We start from the raw sequence: 21,705 nt of genomic DNA, 5'->3' as shown, positions 1-21,705 counted from the left end.
TTATTTAAGTTCTCTTTTTTAATAATTAAAATTTGTAAATATGAAAAAAACTAAATTTCAAGAGCTTTCAAGGCTTCATCAACTTCTTTCTGACTTAGGGGGTTATCCAGTAAGGACAGGATTATCTCCTTTGAAGATTCAATTGAATGTTTATATAAAACCTTTTGTTCAGAAGACAAAGAAGAAATAAGAGCATTTATTTTTATAGTCAGTATGATTAGACCCAAATTTATTTGTTTATCAGATTCTTGATTCATAATTAAGTTTTAGGCTAATATACGAAACAAACAACAAAGACTATCTAAAGCAGATAGTCTTCTTTTTTATTAATAATCTTAAAATTTTACAACAATGGAAAATCAAGAATTAACACCTTTACAAAAGGAACAACTTGTTCTCATCACAAGAATGTGGAATGATTTGAATATACTTATTTTGAGTATGGGACTCAAAACTATCTTAATGCCTCATCATTTTGACTTTCAGAAGAACGAGAAAAATGAAGAGAAACCTTGTTCATAAATTCTGTATGTCTCTTATAGGTCTCCAAATGTGCTTTTTGCAATACTTCTTTATTTTCAAATTTATCCCAACTATCAACTGTTGTAAGAGCAAACATTGCATATTTTGAATACATATTACTATTTTCTTGTAACCAAGAAAGAAGTCCATTTTGTGGTTGTTGAGATAATGATATTTCAGCTTTATCATAACAAGCATTCATATCGGTAAGGAAAGTTTCTAGCATAATTAAAGTTTTGCCCTCAATATACAAAGAAATTCATGAAAATTTCGTATATTTGTAGTCAATTTTTTCGAAAAACAAAAGCATTAGCTATTATTCTGCCTGTAGGAATCTGGTAAATTCAAAACGAGGTGTAGAATAAGTAAGTTGATTGCTCATGCTCTATATGGGCATGGGTTTCTCTTATTTATACCTCATGGTTTACCAGAACCTCTACAGATTAAATAAGAACTACAGACCCATGCTTTTTTTATTTAATCACAAATTTTCTACATTGGGTTTGGGTAGATTTAAAATCTATCTTATGAAAAAGACTTTATTAGCCTTAACTTTTACAACATTACTATTTGTTGGGTGTTCAAGTAACGATGACGACTCTACACCACAACAGGACAACCCAGTTGCAACGCAATACTTTCATCCACCTTCTTGGATTCAGGGAAGCTGGAAAATAGCTAACACCAATACATCATACTTTAAATTTACAAGTGATGATTTTATCCTAGTTAGTCCTTACACTAGTTACAAAGCAGTTTTAACTCAGACAGCAGCTACGGGGCAAACTGCTAAAGTAGTAGAACAAATTTCTGACTATTACTATGAATTTACAATGACAGCAGGAGCATCAAGTGGGCAGTATAAATTCAAAAAAATCAGTGACACCCGTATTCAATGGGTTGGCAGTAGTCCTTTCTTCTTAGACAAAGAGTAAAAGTTATCAACAAGAAATATTAATCATGTTTAACCTTAACATAAAATCGGTTTTTGAACTTACTCAAATATTTTCTACTGAACAAATTTGTATAGACTATTTGGAAGTTATGAAATGGAGTAATGCTCCCATAAGTCCTTTTGATGAAACTTCAAAAGTATATAAGTGCAAGAATAATCAATATAGATGTAAGAATACAGGCAAGTATTTTAATGTTAAGACAGGAACAATGTTTGAGAATTCTAAAGTTAGTCTTCGTAAATGGTTTATGGCTATTTGGCTTGTTACTTCACATAAAAAAGGAATTAGCTCAATACAACTCGGAAAAGATATTGGAGTAAGACAAGCTACTGCATGGTTTATGCTCCAAAGAATCAGAGCTTGTTTTGGTATTGAAAACAGTAATGAACTTGAAGGTATTGTTGAATGTGATGAAACTTTTATAGGGGGAAAGAATAAGAATAGACACAAAGATAAGAAGGTCAAAAATTCTCAGGGACGTAGCTTTAAGGATAAAACACCAGTAATGGGAATGCTTCAAAGAGATGGGAAAATGAATGCTTTTGTTGTACCTGATACAAAAAGAAAAAGTATCCAACCATTAGTTTGCAGTTATGTAAATCCAGAAACTACAACCCTGATTTCTGATGAATGGTTAGGATATACAGGTTTAGATAAATACTATGACCATAGAATTATAGACCATTCAAAAAAAGAGTATGTAAGTTTGCAGGATAATTCTATACATACAAATAACATCGAAGGAAGTTGGAACATACTGAAAAGAAGTGTTTCAGGAATGTACAATCATGTTTCAAAAAAGCATCTTCAAAAATATGTTGATGAATTTGTGTATAGATTTAACCTGAGAAAGGTCTCAGACCAAGAAAAATTCAGATATTTGTTATCAAATTCAAATATCCGAACTAAGTACAAAGAATTATGTCAATGACAATAAGTGAACAGCTTAAACATGAACAAGTGAGACACACTATTATAGATGGTGAAGAGTATTTCTACGTAGATGATATTAAAGACAAATTCGGTTACTTAATACTGGATATAACTAAAGTAATTTACAAAGATGAAACACCACTAATCAAACCAGAATTTATACAGAAACTATCAAAGTTTGACCAATTTATGAAGCAGACTTTGATTTTTAAACCAAAGAAAAAAGACAAAGAGGACTAAGTTAAGTCCTCTTTCTTTTGTATAATTAAAGCATATTTAATTGATGCTTCCAATTTTGCTTATCCTTTATTGCTATGAAGTTGGTATTTTCCTCATCATATTCAATTAGTTCATCAGTAACACCTGTTCCATCTAATAAATATTGTTCAAGATTTTCAATTTTATAAAATTGACCAGCTTTGTTACAACAAGTAATAAACATGGGATAATCATTAAAGTATTTAACAACTAAATAATAATCACGATATGTATTCATATAAATTTTTCATTAAAAGTAATAAAATTACAGAACACCTGATAGAAAATAAACAACTTGATGGTTGTAGTAAAAGAACAAATGTAAGTGCTTTTCATTTGCCTAAAATCTGCTCTCAACTCTCAGAGGAGGAAATAGAGGCTTTAAACAATGGAAAAGAGATAACAGTAACAATTCAAACTATAGAAACATTAACAATAAAAAAGTTTAAATAGTTTGTGTAAAATAACGTATAATTACCTTTTTTAATTATAAATCCACATCAGAACAGGCTTTAGAGATTTCTGAAGCATCGGATCTATTTCTTTCATCGCACTATTGGAGATGGTAGGACAGCCCCAACCTTCGGGCGAACCTTTCGGGAAAACTTCTTCATCGCTCATCAGATTCCAGGAATGAAAAACAATGAATCTTTTCAGCGCATTGCTGTTGGATTTTTCCAGACCGTGCATCAAATATTTTACACGAATTCCCCAGTCGCTGTAACCTCTCCCCTGAATTTTGTATTTGCCGAGTGATGAAAGGTGACTTCCGTCTTCATTGCTGAATTTCGGATGGTCTTTAGATTCGTCGCTGCTCCACTGGTTTTCTCCGCAACCGTGACCAACCAGATATTTTTTTGAAGCAGAGTTGGTTTTAAAATCCCACACAACCAGCCTTTTCAATCCGGAATGCAGACTCATATCAATCAGAATGCAAAAATCTGTATTGAACTGATTGGATTTGCAGAATGTAAGTGCTTCTTCGGCTTTCGATTTTGTTTTATTTAAATCAATTTCCGGTTTCTTTTCCTGCTTTGAGATTTCTAAAATCTGTGGCTTGATGGTATTTTTCGCTTCCTGTTTGCATGATAACAGGAACAGAAATGCCGTTATCCAACTTAAAAAATTCACAGAAAATTATTTGTAATGTAAGAAGATTCCGTAATCTGAAGGTGTCCAGAATGCCGCTTTCTGATCCGCCGCTTTCAGAGCATCATTTGCCCAGGTGTTGCAGGTATTCAGGAAGCTGTATTTTCCCTGTGCATCATAGAACGCATCATCATTACCATAAACAGCATTTGTAGGAACAAGATTGTAGTTTCCGTTTTGGTCTTTATCAAATTTAGCATCTACAAAATCTACCAGTTTTTTATACTGATCCTTGCTGATCATAATTTTTTTACAGTCGTCGCCTTCCTTCATGGTTTTATAGAAAGTACAGTGCATTGCCGATTCGCTAAGCCAGAAAGCGGCTTTAAAAGCTGTTGAAAACTTAAGATCCGCCCACGTTGGAGTATCGAGATAGAAGCCTTTATCTCCCCATCCTACTCCTACATAATTGTAATCTGTACTTTTGGATTTTGTATTGCTGAACGGGATTTTTGTACTCCAATCCTGTACATCATTTTTTACAGGCATTACAATATCCGTATGAACACCGTTGGTATAAATATAAACAGGAATTTCTTTCTTCTGTCCGTCATCTTTCGCTGAAACTTCAATGAATGGTAAAAAGTAGCCTAAGGCGACATACAGAACAACAATTCCTACAATAATTCCTATGGCTTTTATAATGAGAAGTAACATCTTTTTCACGTTCATGGTTTTTTAAAGTTAATAAAATTTAATTAATAATTTTTCGCAAAAGTATTTGTTTCAATCGGAATTTTCGCTAAATTTAAGTACCAAATATTCAAAAATATGCACAAAAACATGAAATCCAACAAAAGATTTAAAGTAAGAGTAAAAGTAGCGCCCAAAAGAATACAGAAAAAACGCTAGTTTTTCAGCCGCCTAATTTTCAGAACAAAGTTTTTTGATCTGAAAGTTTTTTAAAATTCTTACCCCATTCTTTCCCTCCTTAAAAATCTATTTAAGGAATGGACGTTCAACCTTCTTACTCTGGAACTTCAAAAATTCCAGATAAGGGTTTATCCGCCAAAATGTAATTATTTTTTCTCTGAGGATTTTTCCAGAAACTCTATATTTCTTTTCAGACCTGCAAATTTTGTTCTTTTAACGGGAGATTTGCGGAAAATTTCGGAAAACAGCTCCTGTGTGAGCTCCTTCCATTCTCCTTTTTTAAAGTTTTTTAAAGCTTCATTCGGCTTGAATTTGGTTTGCTGATGAGGTAACGAAAATCGGTTCCACGGACAGACGTCCTGACAAACATCACAGCCAAACATCCAGTCGTCCATTTTATCCTGAAAATAATCCGGAATGGAGTCTTTCAGCTCTATCGTTGCGTAGGAAATGCATTTGCTTCCATCGATGAGCTTTTCCGAAACAATCGCATTGGTAGGACACGCATCAATACATTTCCGGCACGTTCCGCAATGGTCGGTTACGGGATGATCTGCAACAAGTTCCAGATCGCAGATTATTTCTGCTAAAAAATAGAACGAACCGCTCTGTCTGGTAATTAAATTCGCATTTTTTCCTACCCAGCCGATTCCTGATTTTCTCGCCCAGCTTCTTTCCAGAACCGGCGCAGAATCCACAAAAACACGAAATCCGAATTCCCCGATTTCTTCCTGAAGCTCTGCAACCATCGATCGCAGAATATCTTTAATAACTTCATGATAATCTTCCGCATAAGCATATTTCGAAATCTTAAAGTTTTCGAGAGTGGAAATTTTTTCTTCGGGAAAATAATTGTAAGAAAGAGAAATTACAGATCTGGAGCCTTCTACCAATAATCTCGGATCCAGTCTTTTATCAAAATGATTTTCCATGTACTTCATTTCGCCGTTAAAGTTATTTTTCAGCCAGTTTTCGAGTGGTTTTGCATCTTCCTCAAGAAAGTCTGCTTTTGAGATCCCACAATTCTGAAATCCAAAACTTTTTGCCTTGGATTTTATAAGCTGTGTATATTTTTCTGCGTTTGAAGTCATGATTTTATAGTGCAAAACTAATATTATTTTATAAATTTGTTTGAACTTAATTCAGAGAATTGCTTTACAGGCAATTTTCATATACCCGTCAAATAATTTAATTCTAAATATTAATATATTATGTCTTTATCAGAAGTTATAAAATCAGGAAATTATGCATTAATTGACGTTCGTGAACCTATGGAAATGGAAATGGACGGAAACATTGAGGGTGCTAAAAATATCCCTTTGGGAGAAGTGGAAGACAGACAAGAAGAAATATTGTCTATTGATAAACCGGTGATTTTATTCTGCAGAAGCGGAAACAGAAGCGGAAAGGCTTTGGAATATCTTACCTCTCAAGGTTTGAAAGACGGCTACAACGGCGGAGGCTGGGCTGAGCTGAAAGCAAATCTGGAAGCAAATCAGGGAACTTTTTAAAAGTTCCTTTTTTTTATCTGAAAATTTTTGAAAATGAACCTGAAAGAAAGATTTCTGGAAAACAGTCTTTTTTACACCCAAGATCAAAATCTTATTGTAGATCTGTGGTCTGAAATTGAAAAGAAATATACTGAAAAAGGGAGACATTATCATAATCTTGAGCATCTGGAGAATATGTTCTCTGAACTGGATGCTGTAAAAGATGAAATTGAAAATTTTCATGTTCTCTCATTTTCTGTTTTTTACCATGATGTAATTTATGATGCTTCATCAAAATCAAACGAAGAGAAAAGTGCTGAATTTGCTGCGGTAAGACTGAAAAGACTTCGTGTAGATGATTATTTCATTCAAAAAGTTTCTGAGCAGATTATTGCCACCAAATCGCATCATTTGTCTGAAGACAGCGATACCAATTATCTTCTGGATGCCGATCTTTCGATTCTCGGAAAAGATTCTGAAGTATATTTTGATTACACGAAGAAAATCCGGAAGGAATATTCCATCTATCCCGATTTGCTTTATAAACCGGGAAGAAAAAGGGTTTTAAAACATTTTCTGGAGCAGAAGGATATTTTTAAAACCCCGATTTTTAAAGAAAAGTATGAGGATCTTGCGAGAGCGAATATTCAGATGGAAATTGATGGGCTTTGATCTTGCATTTATTAACCACCCCGTCAAAAATTCTTTGAATTTTCGCCACCCCTCCAGAGGAGGGGAATGTAATGCTGCAGAAATTTCACCAATTATTTTTCAATATTATGCCTTTACAATTGAGTTGATAAACTCTGAGGATTTTTGCAGAACAGCATCTGGGATTTCTTTATGCGCGGTATGTCCGATGTTCGGGATGATGAATTTTTCTGCGGTTCCGCTTACCTTAGAAATTGTTTTTTCAACCTGATCCAGTGTTCCGTATTCGTCATTTTCTCCCTGAATAAATAACAATGGCGAATTTATATCTTTCAGGAGGTATTCAATATTCCAGCTTCTGAATCTGTCACTTAACCAGATTTCGGTCCATGCTTTTACCATCATTTCAACTTTATCGCCGTGATATTTTGCCAGACGTTGCGGAAGATTGGTGGTTTTATAAGCTTCAAAAGCATTTTTTACACCTTTTACGGTTATCTCTTCCACGAAAATATGTCCGGCTTCACACAGAGTGGCAGTAACTTTTTCAGGATATCTGGCGGCGAAAATCAGGGCAATGGTTCCGCCGTCGCTGTGTCCGAAAAGGATTATATCATTTATATTCAGTTCTTTTAACAGATCATTCAGGAGATCGGCTTCCTGCTCCATATAATTGTTATCTCTTTCACAGGTAAGCATAGGAAAAGATTTTCCGTAGCCTAAACGATCATAGACCAACACATTAAATTGTGTCTGTGAAGCCAGTTTCTCGGGAAAATCTCTCCAAAGCTGAGTGCAGCCTAAAGAATCGTGCAAAAAGACGATGGTTGGTTTATTTTCTAAAGTTTTTTGATATTCTATATAAAGTTTTTTTCCGTTGACATTAACAATCCTTCCTTCCATTAACTTTCAGATTAATTTTATAAACTTGGTGTATTGATTTCGTTAAATTCTTTAAGTAAATTCTGAAAAACAGTTTCTACGGGAAGAACTTCATCAATTAACGCAGAAACCTGACCGATTTCGAGTTCGCCTTCTTCCATATCACCTTCGAACATTCCTTTTTTGGCTCTTGCACGTCCTAAAGAAGCGATTAGAGATTCTTTATTTCTTCCGACGTTGTAGATCTCCTCCAACTCGTTAAAGAACTTATTTTTAACCATTCTTACAGGCGCCAGTTCTTTAAGGGTAAGATGGGTATCTCCTTCCTGAAGTTCTGTAATTTTATTTTTCCAGTTTTCATGAGCACTTGCTTCTGCAGTAGCAGCAAATCGGGAACCGATCTGAACGCCGTCTGCGCCTAAAATCATGGCTGCTTTCATCTGGGAACCTAAAGCAATTCCTCCTGCTGCAATCAGCGGTTTGGAAATATGTTTTCTTACATTCGGGATCAGGCAGAATGTTGTGGTTTCATCTCTTCCGTTATGACCGCCTGCTTCAAATCCTTCGGCAACCACGGCATCCACTCCTGCATCTTCACATTTTATGGCAAATTTTGTTGAGGAAACCACATGAGCTACCTTTAAACCTTCTTTCTGCAAAGTTTCGGTATACGTTTTAGGGTTTCCGGCTGAAGTGAACACGATCTTCACTCCTTCTTCCAGAATAATCTGAATTACTTCATCCAGATTAGGATACAACATCGGAACATTTACCCCGAAAGGTTTGTCTGTAGCCTGTTTACATTTTTGGATATTTTCCCTTAAAATATCGGGGTACATGCTTCCTGCACCGATTAATCCGAGACCGCCGCAATTGGAAACGGCAGAAGCCAGCTTCCATCCGGAATGCCAGATCATGCCTGCCTGAATGATAGGATATTGTATATTAAAGAGTTGTGTAATCTTATTTTGTTGTGAATTCATCTGGTGAAGCTTTTTTGCTGAATTAAAATCTATGAAACTACTCATCTTGTAAAAATAATAAAAATAGCGGTTTTCAGAAGATTTTGGGCATAAAAAAACCTTCAGAAATTCTGAAGGTTTTGATGATTATTTTTTAATTGAATCTCTTTTCCAGTTGGCTTTAAAATTACATGAATCGTAACGCCCGTCGATGGAGATGAATGTTGTCGGAAGTTTTGAATTAACAAATTTTTCGATCATTTCATTTCGCTTTTTATTCAGCGCCATCTGCTTTACTCTGTCGTAATCTGTTTCCAGTTTGATCTGGTGAGCAGGAATGACATCTTCCACTTTTACGATTTTCACCACTTTTCTTTCTCTTTCATCCATATCATCGAAAGCGGTTGTAATATCTCCTTTGTTTAAACCTGCCAATTCGTAGCTGATTGTTCCCGGAATTGTTTCTCTCTCGATTTTGCTGGATCCGTCTGCTCCCGGAATAACTCCCGCGTTGAATTTGGTTCTTTTATCATCTGAGAATCTGAAAGTAGCATCCTTGAAAGTCATTTTTCCGTTAAGAATTAAACCTCTGATGCTGTCCAGTTTCGCTTTCGCTGTTTTAATTTCTTCATCTGTAGGAATAGCCATTAAAAGGATGTGTCTCGCTTCATAGATTTTCCCTGATTTTTTAACAAGCTGGATAAGGTGATATCCGAATTCTGATTCTACAGGTTCTGAAATTTCTCCTTCCTGAAGATTTAAAGCGGCTGCTTCGAAAGGTTTAACCATCTGTCCTTTGGAAATGTTTTTCATCAAACCTCCGTTGGACGCAGTTCCTTTATCTTCGGAGAAAATCCTTGCCTGACTTTCGAAAGATTCTCCTCCTTCGATATCTTTTTTGATCTTTTTCAGCTTATTGATGAGTTCATCTTTATGAGACTCAGTAAGCTTAGGATACATCATGATCTGAGATAATGAAACCTCATCTTTTATCTCGGGAAGCTGACTTTTATAGAGATTATAAAAATCCGTTACCTCGTTTGGCGTAACGTCCGCTTTGTCTGTAATTCTCTGGATTTTAGCCTGTCCGTAATATTGGTCTGTATCGATTTTCTCGATCGCATTTTTCATTTCATACCCGTTTCTGAACTTGTAGGCAGCCAACATTGCTTTTTCATCAGGAAACTGAGAAAGCAACTGCTGATATTTTGCATTCGCCTGTTCTTTAATGGCTGCAGAACGGTTATCAATCAGGGTATCTTTTTTCGCTTCGTATACCAAAAGCTTATTATTCAGTAAGTTTTCCAAAAACTCACACTTATCTATATTGGAAGCTCCCTGCTGTTTTGCATAATTCATCTGCTCGTTAACGTCAGATTCCAATACAATTTCATCACCGATAACAGCAGCAATTCCGTCCACTAAATCTCCCTGTTTTAACTGAGCGTTCATCATATTTGCACCAAACAACATGATGAAAATTCCAAAAAGAAAAGTGATCTTAAGTTTATTTATCATTTTACTATTTTAAACAAGTTGCAAATTTAGAATTCTTAATGAATTACACTAAATTTTTTATTATAAATATTTCTTAAAAAGAGGTATTTATTGTACTTCTACGTCGAAAGTCGTTAATTCTTTAAACTGCTTCAGTCTTCCGAACACATCCGATTCGGTTACTTCCTGAATTCTTTCTGTCCCGAATTTCTCAACCGTGAAAGAAGCCATTGCAGAACCTACGATTAATGCAGACTTCATGGTTTCGAAATCGAATGTTCCTTTTTTCGCTAAATATGCGGCAAAACCTCCTGCGAAAGTATCTCCCGCTCCGGTAGGATCGAAAACTTCTTCCAGTGGTAAAGCCGGAATAGCAAATACTTTATGATCGTGGAAAAGCAAAGCTCCGTGTTCTCCTTTTTTAATGATAACGAACTTCGGTCCCATTTCGTGGATCTTTTTAGCTGCTTTTACCAGAGAATATTCTCCTGAAAGCTGTCTTGCTTCTTCGTCGTTGATTGAAATCACGTCTGTTTTGGCAATCATCTGCATTAGCGTTTCCAAAGCCGTGTCCATCCAGAAATTCATGGTATCAAGAATAACAAGCTTCGGACGGTTGTTCATTTTTTCAAGTACGGAAAGCTGTACTCCCGGGTGAAGATTTCCTAATAATAAGATCTCTGCATCCTGCATAGAATCCGGAATTTTAGGATCAAAATTTTCAAGAACGTTTACTTCAGTTGCCAAAGTATCTCTTGTATTCAGGTCGTTGTGGTATTTTCCTGCCCAGAAGAATGTTTTCCCTTCTTTTACGATCTCAATTCCTTCTATATTAACGTCTCTGTTTGTAAACATATCAAGATATTCCTGCGGAAAATCTCCTCCTACCACAGAAACGATTCCGGACTTAACGCCCAAAATGGATGAAGTGATCCCGATGTACGTGGCTGCACCTCCTAAAATTTTATCTGTTTTTCCAAATGGCGTCTCAATTGCGTCGAACGCAACACTTCCTACAACTAAAAGTTTCATATTTTTTTCAAAGTATTTTAAAAGTAAATTATTTTTTCCATTCAAATGTGTCCAGCAGATGTTTCATATCTCTTTTGATATAATCTACCGCTGGAGCCAAAGAATCCGGTTTCGGTCTTGTGTTAAAGTATAAATAGGCAGTCACAAAGTGTTTGGTACTGTCTGTAATGTAAAACTGAAGATTGGAAGCGCTCTGACCTTTGAGTTCATAAAAATTTCCGTATACCTTTTTTTCAGGATATTCGAAAGATTTTGTGTCGATTGCGCTTGCTTTAATGGTATGTTCATAAACCATTTTTTCTGCTTCCTGAATATGGGCTGCAAAATCATTCTGTATCGGGTAATACGTTACAAAAACTTTGGCTTTCATTTTCGGATAGTTCAGATAGTACCAACAAGGCTTTTTTGCGTCGGTAATATTTGCAAAATCTGAATATTCAAATGTATAATTACAGTTGTTTTCGAATTTCTGATATTTCGGTGCGGGATATTCCAGTCGAAGTTCTCCGTAAGGCTTCGGAACCGGATCTTTTCCGCAAGATACCAAAAGTAAGGCTGCAAAAATAAAAATGGCGTTTTTAAACATTTTGCAAAAGTACAAATTAGATTTCAGATTTCGGAAGACAAATTTCGGGATTTCAATGGGTTTTGAAATTGAGATTGAATTTTGATTTGGATGATTTGTTTTTGAACGCGGAGAACGCAAAGATTTTTCTTTTAAAACTTAATGGATATTTTTAAGTTTGCTAAGGCGTTTCACTTAAATAAGCACACAGAGCGTTTTTTATTACATTCTAATTATTTTTTAAGCTTATTCTTCTGTTTGCCTGCAAATTCTTAATCTTTCTTAACTGCTTAAACGTTCTTAATGGTTTCTTTTTAAACATAATAGGCACAAAAGTTTCTTTGAAATTATTGAAAGCTGTCTTCGTTTGCAAGGGCGTTTCACTCAGCAAATGATAGATATGTGAATGAATCTCCATTTTAATCATGTAATTAATTTTAACGCAAAAGGCCCGAAGATTTTTTTTAACAGCTATTCGTTTTTAAATTCGCAGAGGCGTTTCACTTAAATAAGCACACAGAGCGTTTTTTATTACATTCTAATTATTTTTTAAGCTTATCCTTCTGTTTGCCTGTAAGTTCTTAATCTTTCTTAACTGCTTAAATTCTCTTAATGGTTTCTTTTTAAACGCAATAGGCGCAAAAGTTTCTTTCAAATTATTGAAAATATTCTTCGTTCGCAAGGGCGTTTCACTCAGCAAATGATAGATATGTGAATGAATCTCCATTTTAATCATGTAATTAATTTTAACGCAAAATGCGCGAAGATTTTTCTTTTAAAACTTAATGGATATTTTTAAGTTTGCTAAGGCGTTTCACTTAAATAAGCACACAGAGCGTTTTTTATTACATCTAATTATTTTTTAAACTTATCCTTCATTTTGCCTGCAAATTCTTAATCTTTCTTAACTGCTTAAATGTTCTTAATGGTTTATTTTAAACGCAATATACGCAAACGTTTCTTTGAAATTATTGAAAACATTCTTCGTTCGCAAGGGCGTTTCACTCAGCGAATGATAAACATCTAATCATAAAAATTTTGTATTTTTTGAGATTGCTTTACTTCGACGCGCTCAGCACAGACTCGCTTCGCTCCTCGCAATGACATTACAAAATTCTGTATGCCGTTTCATAATTTTGGATATAATTCTCCAACGGTTTTGGGAAGGATTTTTCGTGAGAGCCTTCAACATCGGTTACGATGTAATTATTTTGAGTGATGAAATTCTGCCATATTTCTTCTGACTCTACTTCAACATTAAAAATTTCTATGCTTAAATTTTTGTGCGTGAGTTTATGGCTTACATTTTTTACACTTTTGATAAACGGAATTAAATCATCAGAAATTTCAGGCGGAAATTCGAATAACTTTTTCCAGATGAAATCATCTTTTCTCTGTTGGATTAAAAACTGACCATTTCTGTGAACAAAATAATATTTCAGCTCCAAATCAGCGGCTTTTACTTTTTTTGTTTTTACCGGAAATTCAGAAACTTTATTCAGGGAAAAAGCCAGACAGTCTTCATTCAAAGGACATTCGCTGCAAAGAGGATTTTTAGGCTTACAGATTTCGGAACCTAAATCCATCATCGCCTGATTGAAATCACCAACATTTTCAGGTAAGATTAAATGAGCGAGTTCAGAAAAATAATTAAAAGCTTTTGAACTTGAAATATCAAAATCATCTGCAAAAATACGGCTCAGTACACGATAAAAGTTTCCGTCCACAGCCGGAATTTTACCCTCAAAACAAATACTGGAAACTGCAGCGGCTGTATATTTTCCGACTCCTTTTAACTTTAAGATTTCATCGTATTCATGAGGAAAAACACCATTATAATCGTTCATGATCTGTTGCGCTGCCTTATGAACATTTATCGCTCTGGAATAATAGCCTAATCCTTTCCAATACAGTAAAACTTCGTTTTCGTCTGCTTCGGCAAGGGTTTTTACATCCGGAAAACGCTGAACAAAATTATTATAATGTCCTAATCCCTGAGCAATTCTGGTCTGCTGAAAAACGATCTCACAAATCCATATTTTATAAGGATCTCTGGTCTGTCTGAAAGGTAAATCGCGGGCATTTGTCTTATACCAGGTAAGAAGTTTATTGCCGATGTGTCTGAAGTCTGATTGTTTTGTTTTTTCCAAAGGTTTGTCTGTCTGCATATTTATGCTTCGACAAGCTCAGCATGACAACGCTAAAAATTCACTTTTAATAAAACGACTAGTATTAGAAATGTCATGCTGAGCTTGTCGAAGCATCTGTTTATTAAATACAAAGATAATTTAATTTTCTTTTTGAACTGAATAAACAGGAGCCGCTTTCAGCCACTGGTATTTTAAATGTTTTTCTTTTGCGATGAAGCGGTATCCTTCCAATTTTTTGAGATAAATATAGGAAGTAGAATCTTTTTTGAACATCAACTGTTGATTAGAAAGAAAACTGAACGGAAAAGCCACCATAGAATCTCTCGTCGTTTTCTCTACTTTGCCATTATTAACCCTGTAAATAAAGATAGATTTTCCACGCCCCTGAGACTGATCTATTAGTTTAATATTTGATGAAGAAATCACCATATCACTTTCATCAAAGCATTCCTGCGGTTTCATGATGTAAGCTTTTCCTTCTTTTATTTCGTCGGCAAAAAGATCAATGGGATGATTTTGCTGTACTCTTTTATCTTTACAACTGAAAGTCATAAAAATTACGGACAAAAAGTAGAATAGCCTGCCTTTCATATTTCTATTTTTAACGATTTGGTAGAAAAAAACCGATGAAAAATTGCATCGGTTTGTGTATTGATTGGTTTAAGTTTAGTCCTGAAGATATTCAGCATCCCACTCGTTTCCGTCGTCTCCTTTGTGTCCGTCTAATTTGATAACAAAACTTTTTGTAGGGAAATAAGGCGTAAGACGAATATCCAGCCAAACTCTGTCTTTGTTTACTTTATCCTGCTCAAAACGAACAATTTTGAATTTTTCGATCAGTTTATCCGGTCCCTTAATTCCGTCAAGGAAGGTTACGATCTGTCTTCTCAAATCATCCTCATTTCTTGCGTTCCAGTTTTCGAAAGCTCTTCTGTTTAGGAAATCGAGCAAAACTTTAGTTACGTAATCGAATACGCGAACGACAGAATAGGTCTGAAGCCCGATGTTGTCTCCTGTAAATAGAGTTTTCGCAGAGAAAGCCATGATCTTTCCGTATTCGTTCACCATGGGAACCAATCCCATTTTTTCCAACTGGGAAATTTCGCTTTTCTTCAGTTCGAATTTTACGGCATCCACTTCATTGATGTTTCCGTGCTTTTTACCTGCTGCAACCTGAGACATTAATGTTTTATGAATTTTTCCTGCCAATGAAGTTGATGGCGGAAGTTCTACGTTTTCCTCCTCTCCTACTTCTTCCGCTTTTCCGCGTCCAACCAACCAGTTACAGGTCATGATGACATTACTTCTGTGCAATTCTCCTCCTGTAAGATTGGCAGAATGGAATAAATCCACCACGTCATCCGGTTTATCAAGATTCGCGAAATCCGTCACCATCATTACTTTGTTTTCGTTACAGATTTTCGCCCATTTTTCAATGACTTTATTGGATCCCAAATATCCCGGAATTGCTAAAATAGAGTAATTGTCTCTAAGGTCTAAACGGTCGTAGTAGTTCTTAAATTCTTCTGCAATGGCATCGATAAATATAGGATTATCCAAATCTGAAACCTGATCTAAACTTGCATTAACAATGCTTACGTTATCAACTTTATCAAGCTCGGTATTTTTGTAGAATTGAGCGACCGTTCTGTAGTTTGTTTCAAGTTGACGGACTGCATCAAGCGTATTTTTAAGATTTAGTTTTAAATTCTGATCGGCAGCCTGAGCTTTAGCTTTGCATGTTTCTGCCATTTTATCTGCAGAATCATTGCTTTCCAGAAGGTTTACCCAAAGATTGATTTTCTGGAGAAGTTCTTTTCTTTCATCTGCTTTATTGCTGTCATTAAGGAAGATTTCCTTTCTGGCTTTTCTGGTGGGGTTCATGTTTGCGATTCCGTCTACAACGGATTCTACAAAACCAAAACCTCCGATTTTATTGAGTTCGGCAAGCGGATTACCTTTCGGGTGATCTGCGTGTTGCTGCTGTCCCTGTTGTTGGTTTTCAGCTGCCTGTAATTTACTGTCCATGATTAATGTAACGTCTTTAGATTATTTTTCAAGTTCCTGTGCCACTTCTTTTAATACTTCCACGAATGCAGCTCTTGTCTGATCGTTTTCCAGCATATTGCGCAGAATTTTATTGGTTTTAAGCTGGCGTACAATTTTGTTGTACTGTTCCTGCTCCATGCTTAACTGCTGCAAATAATCTGATTTCTGAGTAAGATTTTTCGGGGTGAAGTCCGCAAGATTCTGAAAACGGAACTCCTCTTCCACTACATTACCGTCCTCCGTTTCGTGCTGAACGCTTACAGAAGGCTGAAAATGTTTGAAGACGTCGTCTACAGTTTTTAATCCTGTTACAATTTCAGGGACGTAAGATTCGTCGGTTGTAAGCTGGCTTACTATCAGCGACTTATTCTCCTGAATCTGCTGTATAGCTTCATTGGCGTCTACTTTTACTTCGTTTCCGCCAACGCCATAATTAAACATTGCCATATTATTAATATTTTGAGATTTTCGATGTTGGTGTGTATTGTCTTTATCAGCATCAAATAGCTGACCAATCCAATGTTTAAATTTAAAAAAAAACTGTAACATACAAAATTTTGTTAAGATTTTTCTTGAAATATTAACTTTTTAAATTAAATATCAACTAAAAACTGATATTTTGTGATGTCACTAAACTATGAAAAATTAAATAAAAAACGCACCATTTCTGATGCGTTTTTCATTTCTAACAATTTTTGGCTTGTCTTACCAAATTTTTATTCTGTCCTGCGGAGCTTTATACATTTTGTCTCCTGGTTTGATGTCGAATGCTTTGATGAAAGAATCCTGATTGACCAACGGACCGAATGCTCTGAAAATTCCCGGCGAATGCGGATCTGTTTTTACCTGATTGGTCATATACTGATCTGTGGATTTTGTTCTCCAGACTGTTGCCCAGCTCATGAAGAATCTCTGATCCTGAGTAAATCCGCTGATTAATCCCGGATTTCCGTGATCTTTAAGATACATCTGAAGGGCATCGTAAGCTACTGCCACTCCTCCCAAATCCCCGATGTTTTCGCCACTCGTAAACTTCCCGTTAACGAAGCTTCCTTTCACCGGTTCATAAGCGCTGTATTGTGCTGCCAATTGTGCTACTTTTGCGTCAAAGTTTTTACGGTCTGCATCGGTCCACCAGTTATTTAAGTTCCCGTCTCCGTCGAATCTTGAACCGCTGTCATCGAATCCGTGAGAAATTTCGTGACCGATAACGGCTCCGATTCCTCCGAAATTAACGGCTGCATCTGCTTTTGGATTGTAGAAAGGCGGCTGAAGAATGGCTGCAGGGAAAACGATTTCGTTGTTCGATCCGCTGTAATAGGCATTTACGGTTTGCGGCGTCATTCCCCACTCTGTTCGGTCTACCGGTTTTCCTATTTTATCTAAATTTTTCTGATATTGCCAAGCTGAAACATTCTGTAGATTGGAATATAAGGTTGCGCCCTGTTTCGGAGCTTCTACTTTTAACTGGGTGTAATCTTTCCATTTATCCGGATAAGCAATTTTCACGGTGAATTTTGATAATTTTTCCTGTGCTTTTACTTTTGTTTCCGGAGACATCCAATCCATCTCGTTGATGTGTGTCTTGAAGGATTTTAGAATGTAATCTATATACATTTCCATCTGTGCTTTTGCTTCCGGCGTAAAATATTTCTCCACATATAATTTTCCGAAGGCTTCACCTAAAACGCTGTTTACCAAAGAAAGTCCTCTTTTGTTCATCGGACGCTGTTCTTTCTGTCCCTGAAGATATTTGGAATAGAAATCGAATCTGATCTGCTCTAAATTTTCATCCAGATTGCTTGCATTTCCATTGATTAAGTGGTATTTCAGATAGTCTTTCAGTAAAGGAAGATTTTTCTGGGTAAGGAAGGAATCCATATTCTGGTAATACTTCAGCTCGCCGATGATGACTCTTTCGGTATTTACTCCGGCATCCTTCAGATATTTCGGAAGATTAACGTTTTTAACCAAAGCCGGCAATTCTGATACGTTTTTAGGGTTGTATCTTAAATTGGCATCTCTGTTCTGTTCAAGCGTTAATAAATAGTTTGCCAACTGTTTTTCGAAATCCACTACGTTTTTTGCTGCAGATTCTGAATTTTTATAGCCTAAAACTCCGAATAGTTTTCCGACATAGGTCTGGTATTCTGCTAATGTTTTGGTGTTGGCTTCATTTACTTTCTGATAATAATCTCTTCCTAAACCAAGATCGGGACCGCCAAGATAGACTGCATTCATTTTAGAATCTTTCAGGTCTGCACCTACTCTCCATCCGTAGAAAGAATTGTCGCCTACTTTTGTTGCTTCAAGCAGATATTTCTGAAGATCGCCGATGTTTTTAATGGCATCAATTTTTGCAAGATCTCCTTTAATCGGAGCCAGTCCTTCTGCATTTCTCTTATTGGTATCCATAAATGAGGCATACAGATTCTGGATTTTCTGTCCTTCGGAACCTTCAGGATAAGATTCTGATAAAATTTTGTTCAGGATGTCCAAAGAAGCATCGTCTACATTTTCTCTGAGTGCATTGAAAGAACCCCAACTTGCTTTATCGGAAGGAATCTGGGTGGTTTTTACCCAGTTTCCGTTTACATAGCTAAAAAAATCATCTTGGGGACGAACAGTTTTATCCATGTACGATAGGTTTAATCCTTCTTCTTTTGCTTCCATTTTTTCTGGCTGTACAATTTCAACTCCTTTCATCGGCTCAGGTTTTTGAGTATTAGCAGTTTTTGTTGTTCCACAAGAATTTAAAAATACCAAACCTGAAAAGGCAAGTACTCCGATATTTAGCTTTTTCATTAAAAATTGTTTTTGATTTTACACAAACTTACCAAATATACAAATTAGTTTATAAATGATAAGTGATAAATAATAATTGATGAAAAGGATGTAAATAAAATTTGCTATTTTTATTATCTAATTTTGTTTTGCAGTTAAAATGATATTTGATTTTGATTGAGTAAGACGACAAATCATTTACTATTTCATGCAAGGAGCGTGAAGTTTTCTTTTCAAAATGATTCCGTTGATTTTTTTGTTCGCAAAGGTACTTCGACAAGCATAAACTATTCACTCCGCAAATGATACAGGGATTTTCTGAACAAGGGATAATTCTATTCATTTTCCTGATGCTGAAAAAAATGACTGAAATCCTAGCCGCGATTGCAGCAATTGTCTGAGCTCATTTCCTGGGATTCGGCGCGGCTCCGCCGCGCCGAATCCCAGGAAATAGCGAGTGCGGAAAGCGCGAAAAAGCTCCAAAAAAAAACAAAAAAACCGCTCATTGCTGAACGGTTTTGGTTGTATCTAAAATGGTGATTACCAGATTTTAATTCTTTCTGCCGGTTTTTTGTACAATTTGTCTCCTTCTTTTACATCAAACGCTTTATAGAAAGCATCAACGTTGGTTAAAGGACCGAAACTTCTGAAATATCCCGGAGAATGCGGGTCTGTTTTCACCTGATTGATCATGTATTTTTCGCTGGATAAAGTTCTCCAGACTGTTGCCCAGCTCAGGAAGAATCTCTGATCCTGCGTGTAACCGCTGATAACTCCCGGATTTCCTTTGTCTTTCAAATACATCTGAAGAGCGTCGTAAGCGATGTTTACGCCTCCTAAATCTGCAATATTTTCTCCGTTGGTAAAGGTTCCGTTAACGAAAGTTCCTTTTACTGGCTCGTATTTGTCGTACTGTGCGGCAAGAGCTTTTGTTGCTTTTTCGAAGTTGGCTTTATCTTCCGGAGTCCACCAGTCTACCAAGTTTCCGTCTGCATCGAACTGTGCACCTGAATCATCAAATCCGTGGCTCATTTCGTGACCGATCACGGCACCGATTCCACCGAAATTCACGGCAGCATCTGCTTTAGGATTGAAGAAAGGCGGCTGTAGGATTGCAGCAGGGAAAACGATTTCGTTGTTTACCGGATTGTAGTAAGCATTTACTGTTTGCGGCGTCATTCCCCACTCTGTTTTATCTACCGGTTTCCCGATTTTAGCTAAGTCTTTGTTGTACTGCCATTCTGCAATATTCTGAAGGTTGGCATATAGATTTCCACCTTTTGATTCCGGCGTGATGGTTAATTTGGAATAATCTTTCCATTTGTCCGGATAAGCCACTTTTACCGTGAACTTATTCAGCTTTTCCATTGCCTTTTCCTTCGTTGTAGAAGACATCCACGCTAATCCGTTGATGTGAACCGCGAAACTTTTCTTTAAGTAATCGATAAGCTCAACCATCTGTGCTTTAGCTTCTGCAGGGAAATATTTTTCAACGTATAATTTACCGAAAGCTTCTCCTAAAGATCCGTTAATTAATTCGTAACCTCTCTTATTTAAAGCTCTCTGCTCCTGCTGTCCTCTTAAATATTTACCATAGAAAGCGAATCTCATGTCTCCTAATTTTTCGCTTAGGTAAGCCGCACTTCCGTGGATCATGTGGAATTTAAGATAATCTTTAATTACAGGAAGATTCTGCGTATTGATGAATTTATCTAAATTCTTGTAATATCCTAATTCTCCTATAATTACTTTATCTGTATTTACGCCAACTGCTTTAAGATAAGCCGGAAGGTCTACATTTTTTACTAAAGCTGAAAGCTGAGCCATTGTTTGTGGATTGTACTGAAGCGTATTATCACGGCTCTGCTCGTTGGTTAAGTATGTTTTTGCGATGCTTTTCTCGTAATCTACGATGCCTTTAGCGGCAGCATCCGCGTTTTTATATCCTAGTTCTTTTAACATAGAAGCTACATATTTTGTATATTCTGCTAAAGCTTCTGTGTTTTTTTCGTTTACTTTCTGATAGTAATCTCTTCCAAGACCTAAAGATGCGTCACCAAGATAAACAACATTCATTTTAGAGTCCTTAAGATCTGCATCTACTCCCCATCCGTAGAAGTTATTTTCTCCTTCTTTGGTTACATAGATTAAATATTTCTGAAGATCTCCAACGGATTTAATGGCATCAATTTTATTAAGATTTGCCTGAATCGGTTTGATACCGTCTGCATTTCTCTTCGCCATGTTCATGTACGTTGCGTACAGGTCCTGAATTTTCTTGCCTTCTGTTCCGTCAGCAAATTTGTCTTTCAGAAGAGAGTTCAGGATGGTCATGGAGTTGTTGTCTGTATCTTCAGCCAGTTTGTTGAAACTTCCCCATGTTGGTTTATCGGAAGGAATTTTGGCAGTCTTCATCCAAGTTCCACTCACATAGTTATAAAAGTCATCTTGCGGACGTACTGATTTATCCATCAAGCTAAGGTCTAAACCTTTGTCTGTCGCCTGAGCGTTCACAGTTTGTGAACAAATTCCTCCTATTAAAAGCAGAGAAAGCGTTAATTTTTTCATTATAATTACAATTTATACAATAAGTGTAACTTTTTTTTATTTCGTTACTTTTTACAAAAACAAATTTAATTAAATATTAAGATCTGTTTATATTTTAAATGTATTTTCACAGCATTTGTCGTCCTGAAAGAATCTAAGCCTAGTATGAAAAGTAATCATGGAAAGATTTCTGCTTAGATCTTTACAGGATGACAAAGTTTATGGTTATTTCGTGATTTTCAAATGTATGATATCATCTTAGCCCTGATTGCAAATTTGTTTGAGCTCATTTTATAGGATTCGGCGCGGCAGCAAAGCTAGTCATGGTCGGAAGATTTTTTTTATTATTTTGAATAATGTTTTTTTTAATTTAACTATTTGATTTCCAATTAATTGTATTTCTGT

Annotated in this window: 22 protein-coding genes; 5 read left to right on the top strand and 17 right to left on the bottom strand. The window is 36.0% G+C overall.

Going from position 1 to position 21,705, the window contains the following annotated elements:
* Positions 1-50 precede the first annotated feature (50 nt).
* Both DD829_RS13160 and DD829_RS13155 read right to left on the bottom strand, forming a co-directional pair.
* Complete coding sequence (locus tag DD829_RS13160) at positions 51-257, bottom strand: hypothetical protein (protein WP_116547824.1); 207 nt, start codon at positions 255-257, stop codon at positions 51-53.
* Positions 258-454: 197 nt separating this feature from the next.
* The gene (locus DD829_RS13155) at positions 455-748 is read right to left on the bottom strand and encodes a hypothetical protein (protein WP_116547823.1); all 294 of its coding nucleotides are present in this window, start codon (positions 746-748) and stop codon (positions 455-457) included.
* A gap of 301 nt (positions 749-1,049) precedes the next feature.
* Here DD829_RS13155 and DD829_RS13150 point away from each other — a divergent pair, with 301 nt between their 5' ends.
* From DD829_RS13150 to DD829_RS13140, 3 genes are read left to right on the top strand one after another with little or no spacing between them, the layout of a single operon-like run.
* Positions 1,050-1,457, top strand: a complete 408-nt coding sequence (locus DD829_RS13150; RefSeq protein WP_116547822.1) for a hypothetical protein — start codon at positions 1,050-1,052, stop codon at positions 1,455-1,457.
* A 25-nt stretch (positions 1,458-1,482) separates the two neighbouring features.
* Positions 1,483-2,409, top strand: a complete 927-nt coding sequence (locus DD829_RS13145; protein ID WP_108411088.1) for an IS1595 family transposase — start codon at positions 1,483-1,485, stop codon at positions 2,407-2,409.
* On the top strand, positions 2,406-2,651 hold the full coding sequence (locus tag DD829_RS13140; RefSeq protein WP_123906859.1) for a hypothetical protein: 246 nt from the start codon (positions 2,406-2,408) through the stop codon (positions 2,649-2,651). Before DD829_RS13145 ends, DD829_RS13140 begins: the two co-directional genes overlap by 4 nt.
* Before the next feature lie 25 nt (positions 2,652-2,676).
* Here the strand turns inward: DD829_RS13140 and DD829_RS13135 are convergent, their stop codons facing one another.
* From DD829_RS13135 to queG, 4 genes are all read right to left on the bottom strand, one after another.
* Positions 2,677-2,907: a hypothetical protein gene (locus DD829_RS13135; RefSeq protein WP_116547821.1), complete on the bottom strand. Its 231-nt coding sequence runs from the start codon at positions 2,905-2,907 to the stop codon at positions 2,677-2,679.
* A 245-nt stretch (positions 2,908-3,152) separates the two neighbouring features.
* Positions 3,153-3,800 carry a murein L,D-transpeptidase catalytic domain-containing protein gene (locus DD829_RS13125; RefSeq protein ID WP_108411475.1) on the bottom strand — a complete coding sequence of 216 codons (648 nt, stop codon included), beginning with the start codon at positions 3,798-3,800 and terminating at the stop codon, positions 3,153-3,155.
* Positions 3,801-3,806: 6 nt separating this feature from the next.
* Positions 3,807-4,490 (bottom strand): TIGR02117 family protein, encoded by a 684-nt coding sequence (locus tag DD829_RS13120; RefSeq protein WP_185140319.1) that lies wholly within the window; start codon positions 4,488-4,490, stop codon positions 3,807-3,809.
* A 347-nt stretch (positions 4,491-4,837) separates the two neighbouring features.
* Positions 4,838-5,782, bottom strand: a complete 945-nt coding sequence (queG, locus tag DD829_RS13115; protein ID WP_108411690.1) for a tRNA epoxyqueuosine(34) reductase QueG — start codon at positions 5,780-5,782, stop codon at positions 4,838-4,840.
* A 120-nt stretch (positions 5,783-5,902) separates the two neighbouring features.
* Here queG and DD829_RS13110 point away from each other — a divergent pair, with 120 nt between their 5' ends.
* Both DD829_RS13110 and DD829_RS13105 read left to right on the top strand, forming a co-directional pair.
* On the top strand, positions 5,903-6,202 hold the full coding sequence (locus DD829_RS13110) for a rhodanese-like domain-containing protein (protein ID WP_116547820.1): 300 nt from the start codon (positions 5,903-5,905) through the stop codon (positions 6,200-6,202).
* Positions 6,203-6,235: 33 nt separating this feature from the next.
* The gene (locus tag DD829_RS13105) at positions 6,236-6,853 is read left to right on the top strand and encodes a hypothetical protein (RefSeq protein WP_108409902.1); all 618 of its coding nucleotides are present in this window, start codon (positions 6,236-6,238) and stop codon (positions 6,851-6,853) included.
* Between the two features lie 105 nt (positions 6,854-6,958).
* Here DD829_RS13105 and DD829_RS13100 read toward each other — a convergent pair whose 3' ends face one another.
* From DD829_RS13100 to DD829_RS13040, 11 genes are all read right to left on the bottom strand, one after another.
* Positions 6,959-7,735 carry an alpha/beta fold hydrolase gene (locus tag DD829_RS13100; protein ID WP_165796628.1) on the bottom strand — a complete coding sequence of 259 codons (777 nt, stop codon included), beginning with the start codon at positions 7,733-7,735 and terminating at the stop codon, positions 6,959-6,961.
* Positions 7,736-7,752: 17 nt separating this feature from the next.
* Positions 7,753-8,742: an NAD(P)H-dependent flavin oxidoreductase gene (locus DD829_RS13095; RefSeq protein WP_228408193.1), complete on the bottom strand. Its 990-nt coding sequence runs from the start codon at positions 8,740-8,742 to the stop codon at positions 7,753-7,755.
* Between the two features lie 81 nt (positions 8,743-8,823).
* A complete protein-coding gene (locus DD829_RS13090; RefSeq protein ID WP_108409901.1) occupies positions 8,824-10,194 on the bottom strand; it encodes a peptidylprolyl isomerase in 1,371 nt (456 codons plus the stop codon).
* An 87-nt stretch (positions 10,195-10,281) separates the two neighbouring features.
* A complete protein-coding gene (locus DD829_RS13085) occupies positions 10,282-11,205 on the bottom strand; it encodes a PfkB family carbohydrate kinase (RefSeq protein ID WP_076395490.1) in 924 nt (307 codons plus the stop codon).
* A gap of 28 nt (positions 11,206-11,233) precedes the next feature.
* Entirely contained in the window at positions 11,234-11,791 is a 558-nt protein-coding gene (gene gldD, locus DD829_RS13080) for a gliding motility lipoprotein GldD (protein ID WP_087709026.1), read from the bottom strand.
* A gap of 1,085 nt (positions 11,792-12,876) precedes the next feature.
* Positions 12,877-13,938, bottom strand: coding sequence for an A/G-specific adenine glycosylase (gene mutY, locus DD829_RS13065; protein ID WP_108411406.1), 1,062 nt, complete (start codon positions 13,936-13,938; stop codon positions 12,877-12,879).
* Between the two features lie 120 nt (positions 13,939-14,058).
* Positions 14,059-14,511 (bottom strand): hypothetical protein, encoded by a 453-nt coding sequence (locus tag DD829_RS13060; RefSeq protein WP_123906857.1) that lies wholly within the window; start codon positions 14,509-14,511, stop codon positions 14,059-14,061.
* A 75-nt stretch (positions 14,512-14,586) separates the two neighbouring features.
* Complete coding sequence (locus DD829_RS13055; protein WP_108411408.1) at positions 14,587-15,948, bottom strand: DUF5458 family protein; 1,362 nt, start codon at positions 15,946-15,948, stop codon at positions 14,587-14,589.
* Positions 15,949-15,969: 21 nt separating this feature from the next.
* Positions 15,970-16,518 (bottom strand): type VI secretion system contractile sheath small subunit, encoded by a 549-nt coding sequence (locus DD829_RS13050; protein ID WP_108411409.1) that lies wholly within the window; start codon positions 16,516-16,518, stop codon positions 15,970-15,972.
* 156 nt (positions 16,519-16,674) lie between these two features.
* Positions 16,675-18,774, bottom strand: coding sequence for a M13 family metallopeptidase (locus tag DD829_RS13045; RefSeq protein ID WP_108411410.1), 2,100 nt, complete (start codon positions 18,772-18,774; stop codon positions 16,675-16,677).
* A gap of 519 nt (positions 18,775-19,293) precedes the next feature.
* Positions 19,294-21,321, bottom strand: a complete 2,028-nt coding sequence (locus tag DD829_RS13040) for a M13 family metallopeptidase (RefSeq protein WP_108408850.1) — start codon at positions 21,319-21,321, stop codon at positions 19,294-19,296.
* Between the last annotated feature and the right edge of the window lie 384 nt (positions 21,322-21,705).

This window comes from Chryseobacterium sp. HMWF035, from assembly GCF_003094695.1.
Classification (GTDB): domain Bacteria; phylum Bacteroidota; class Bacteroidia; order Flavobacteriales; family Weeksellaceae; genus Chryseobacterium; species Chryseobacterium gambrini.
This window is presented reverse-complemented; position numbering and strand designations above follow the sequence as displayed.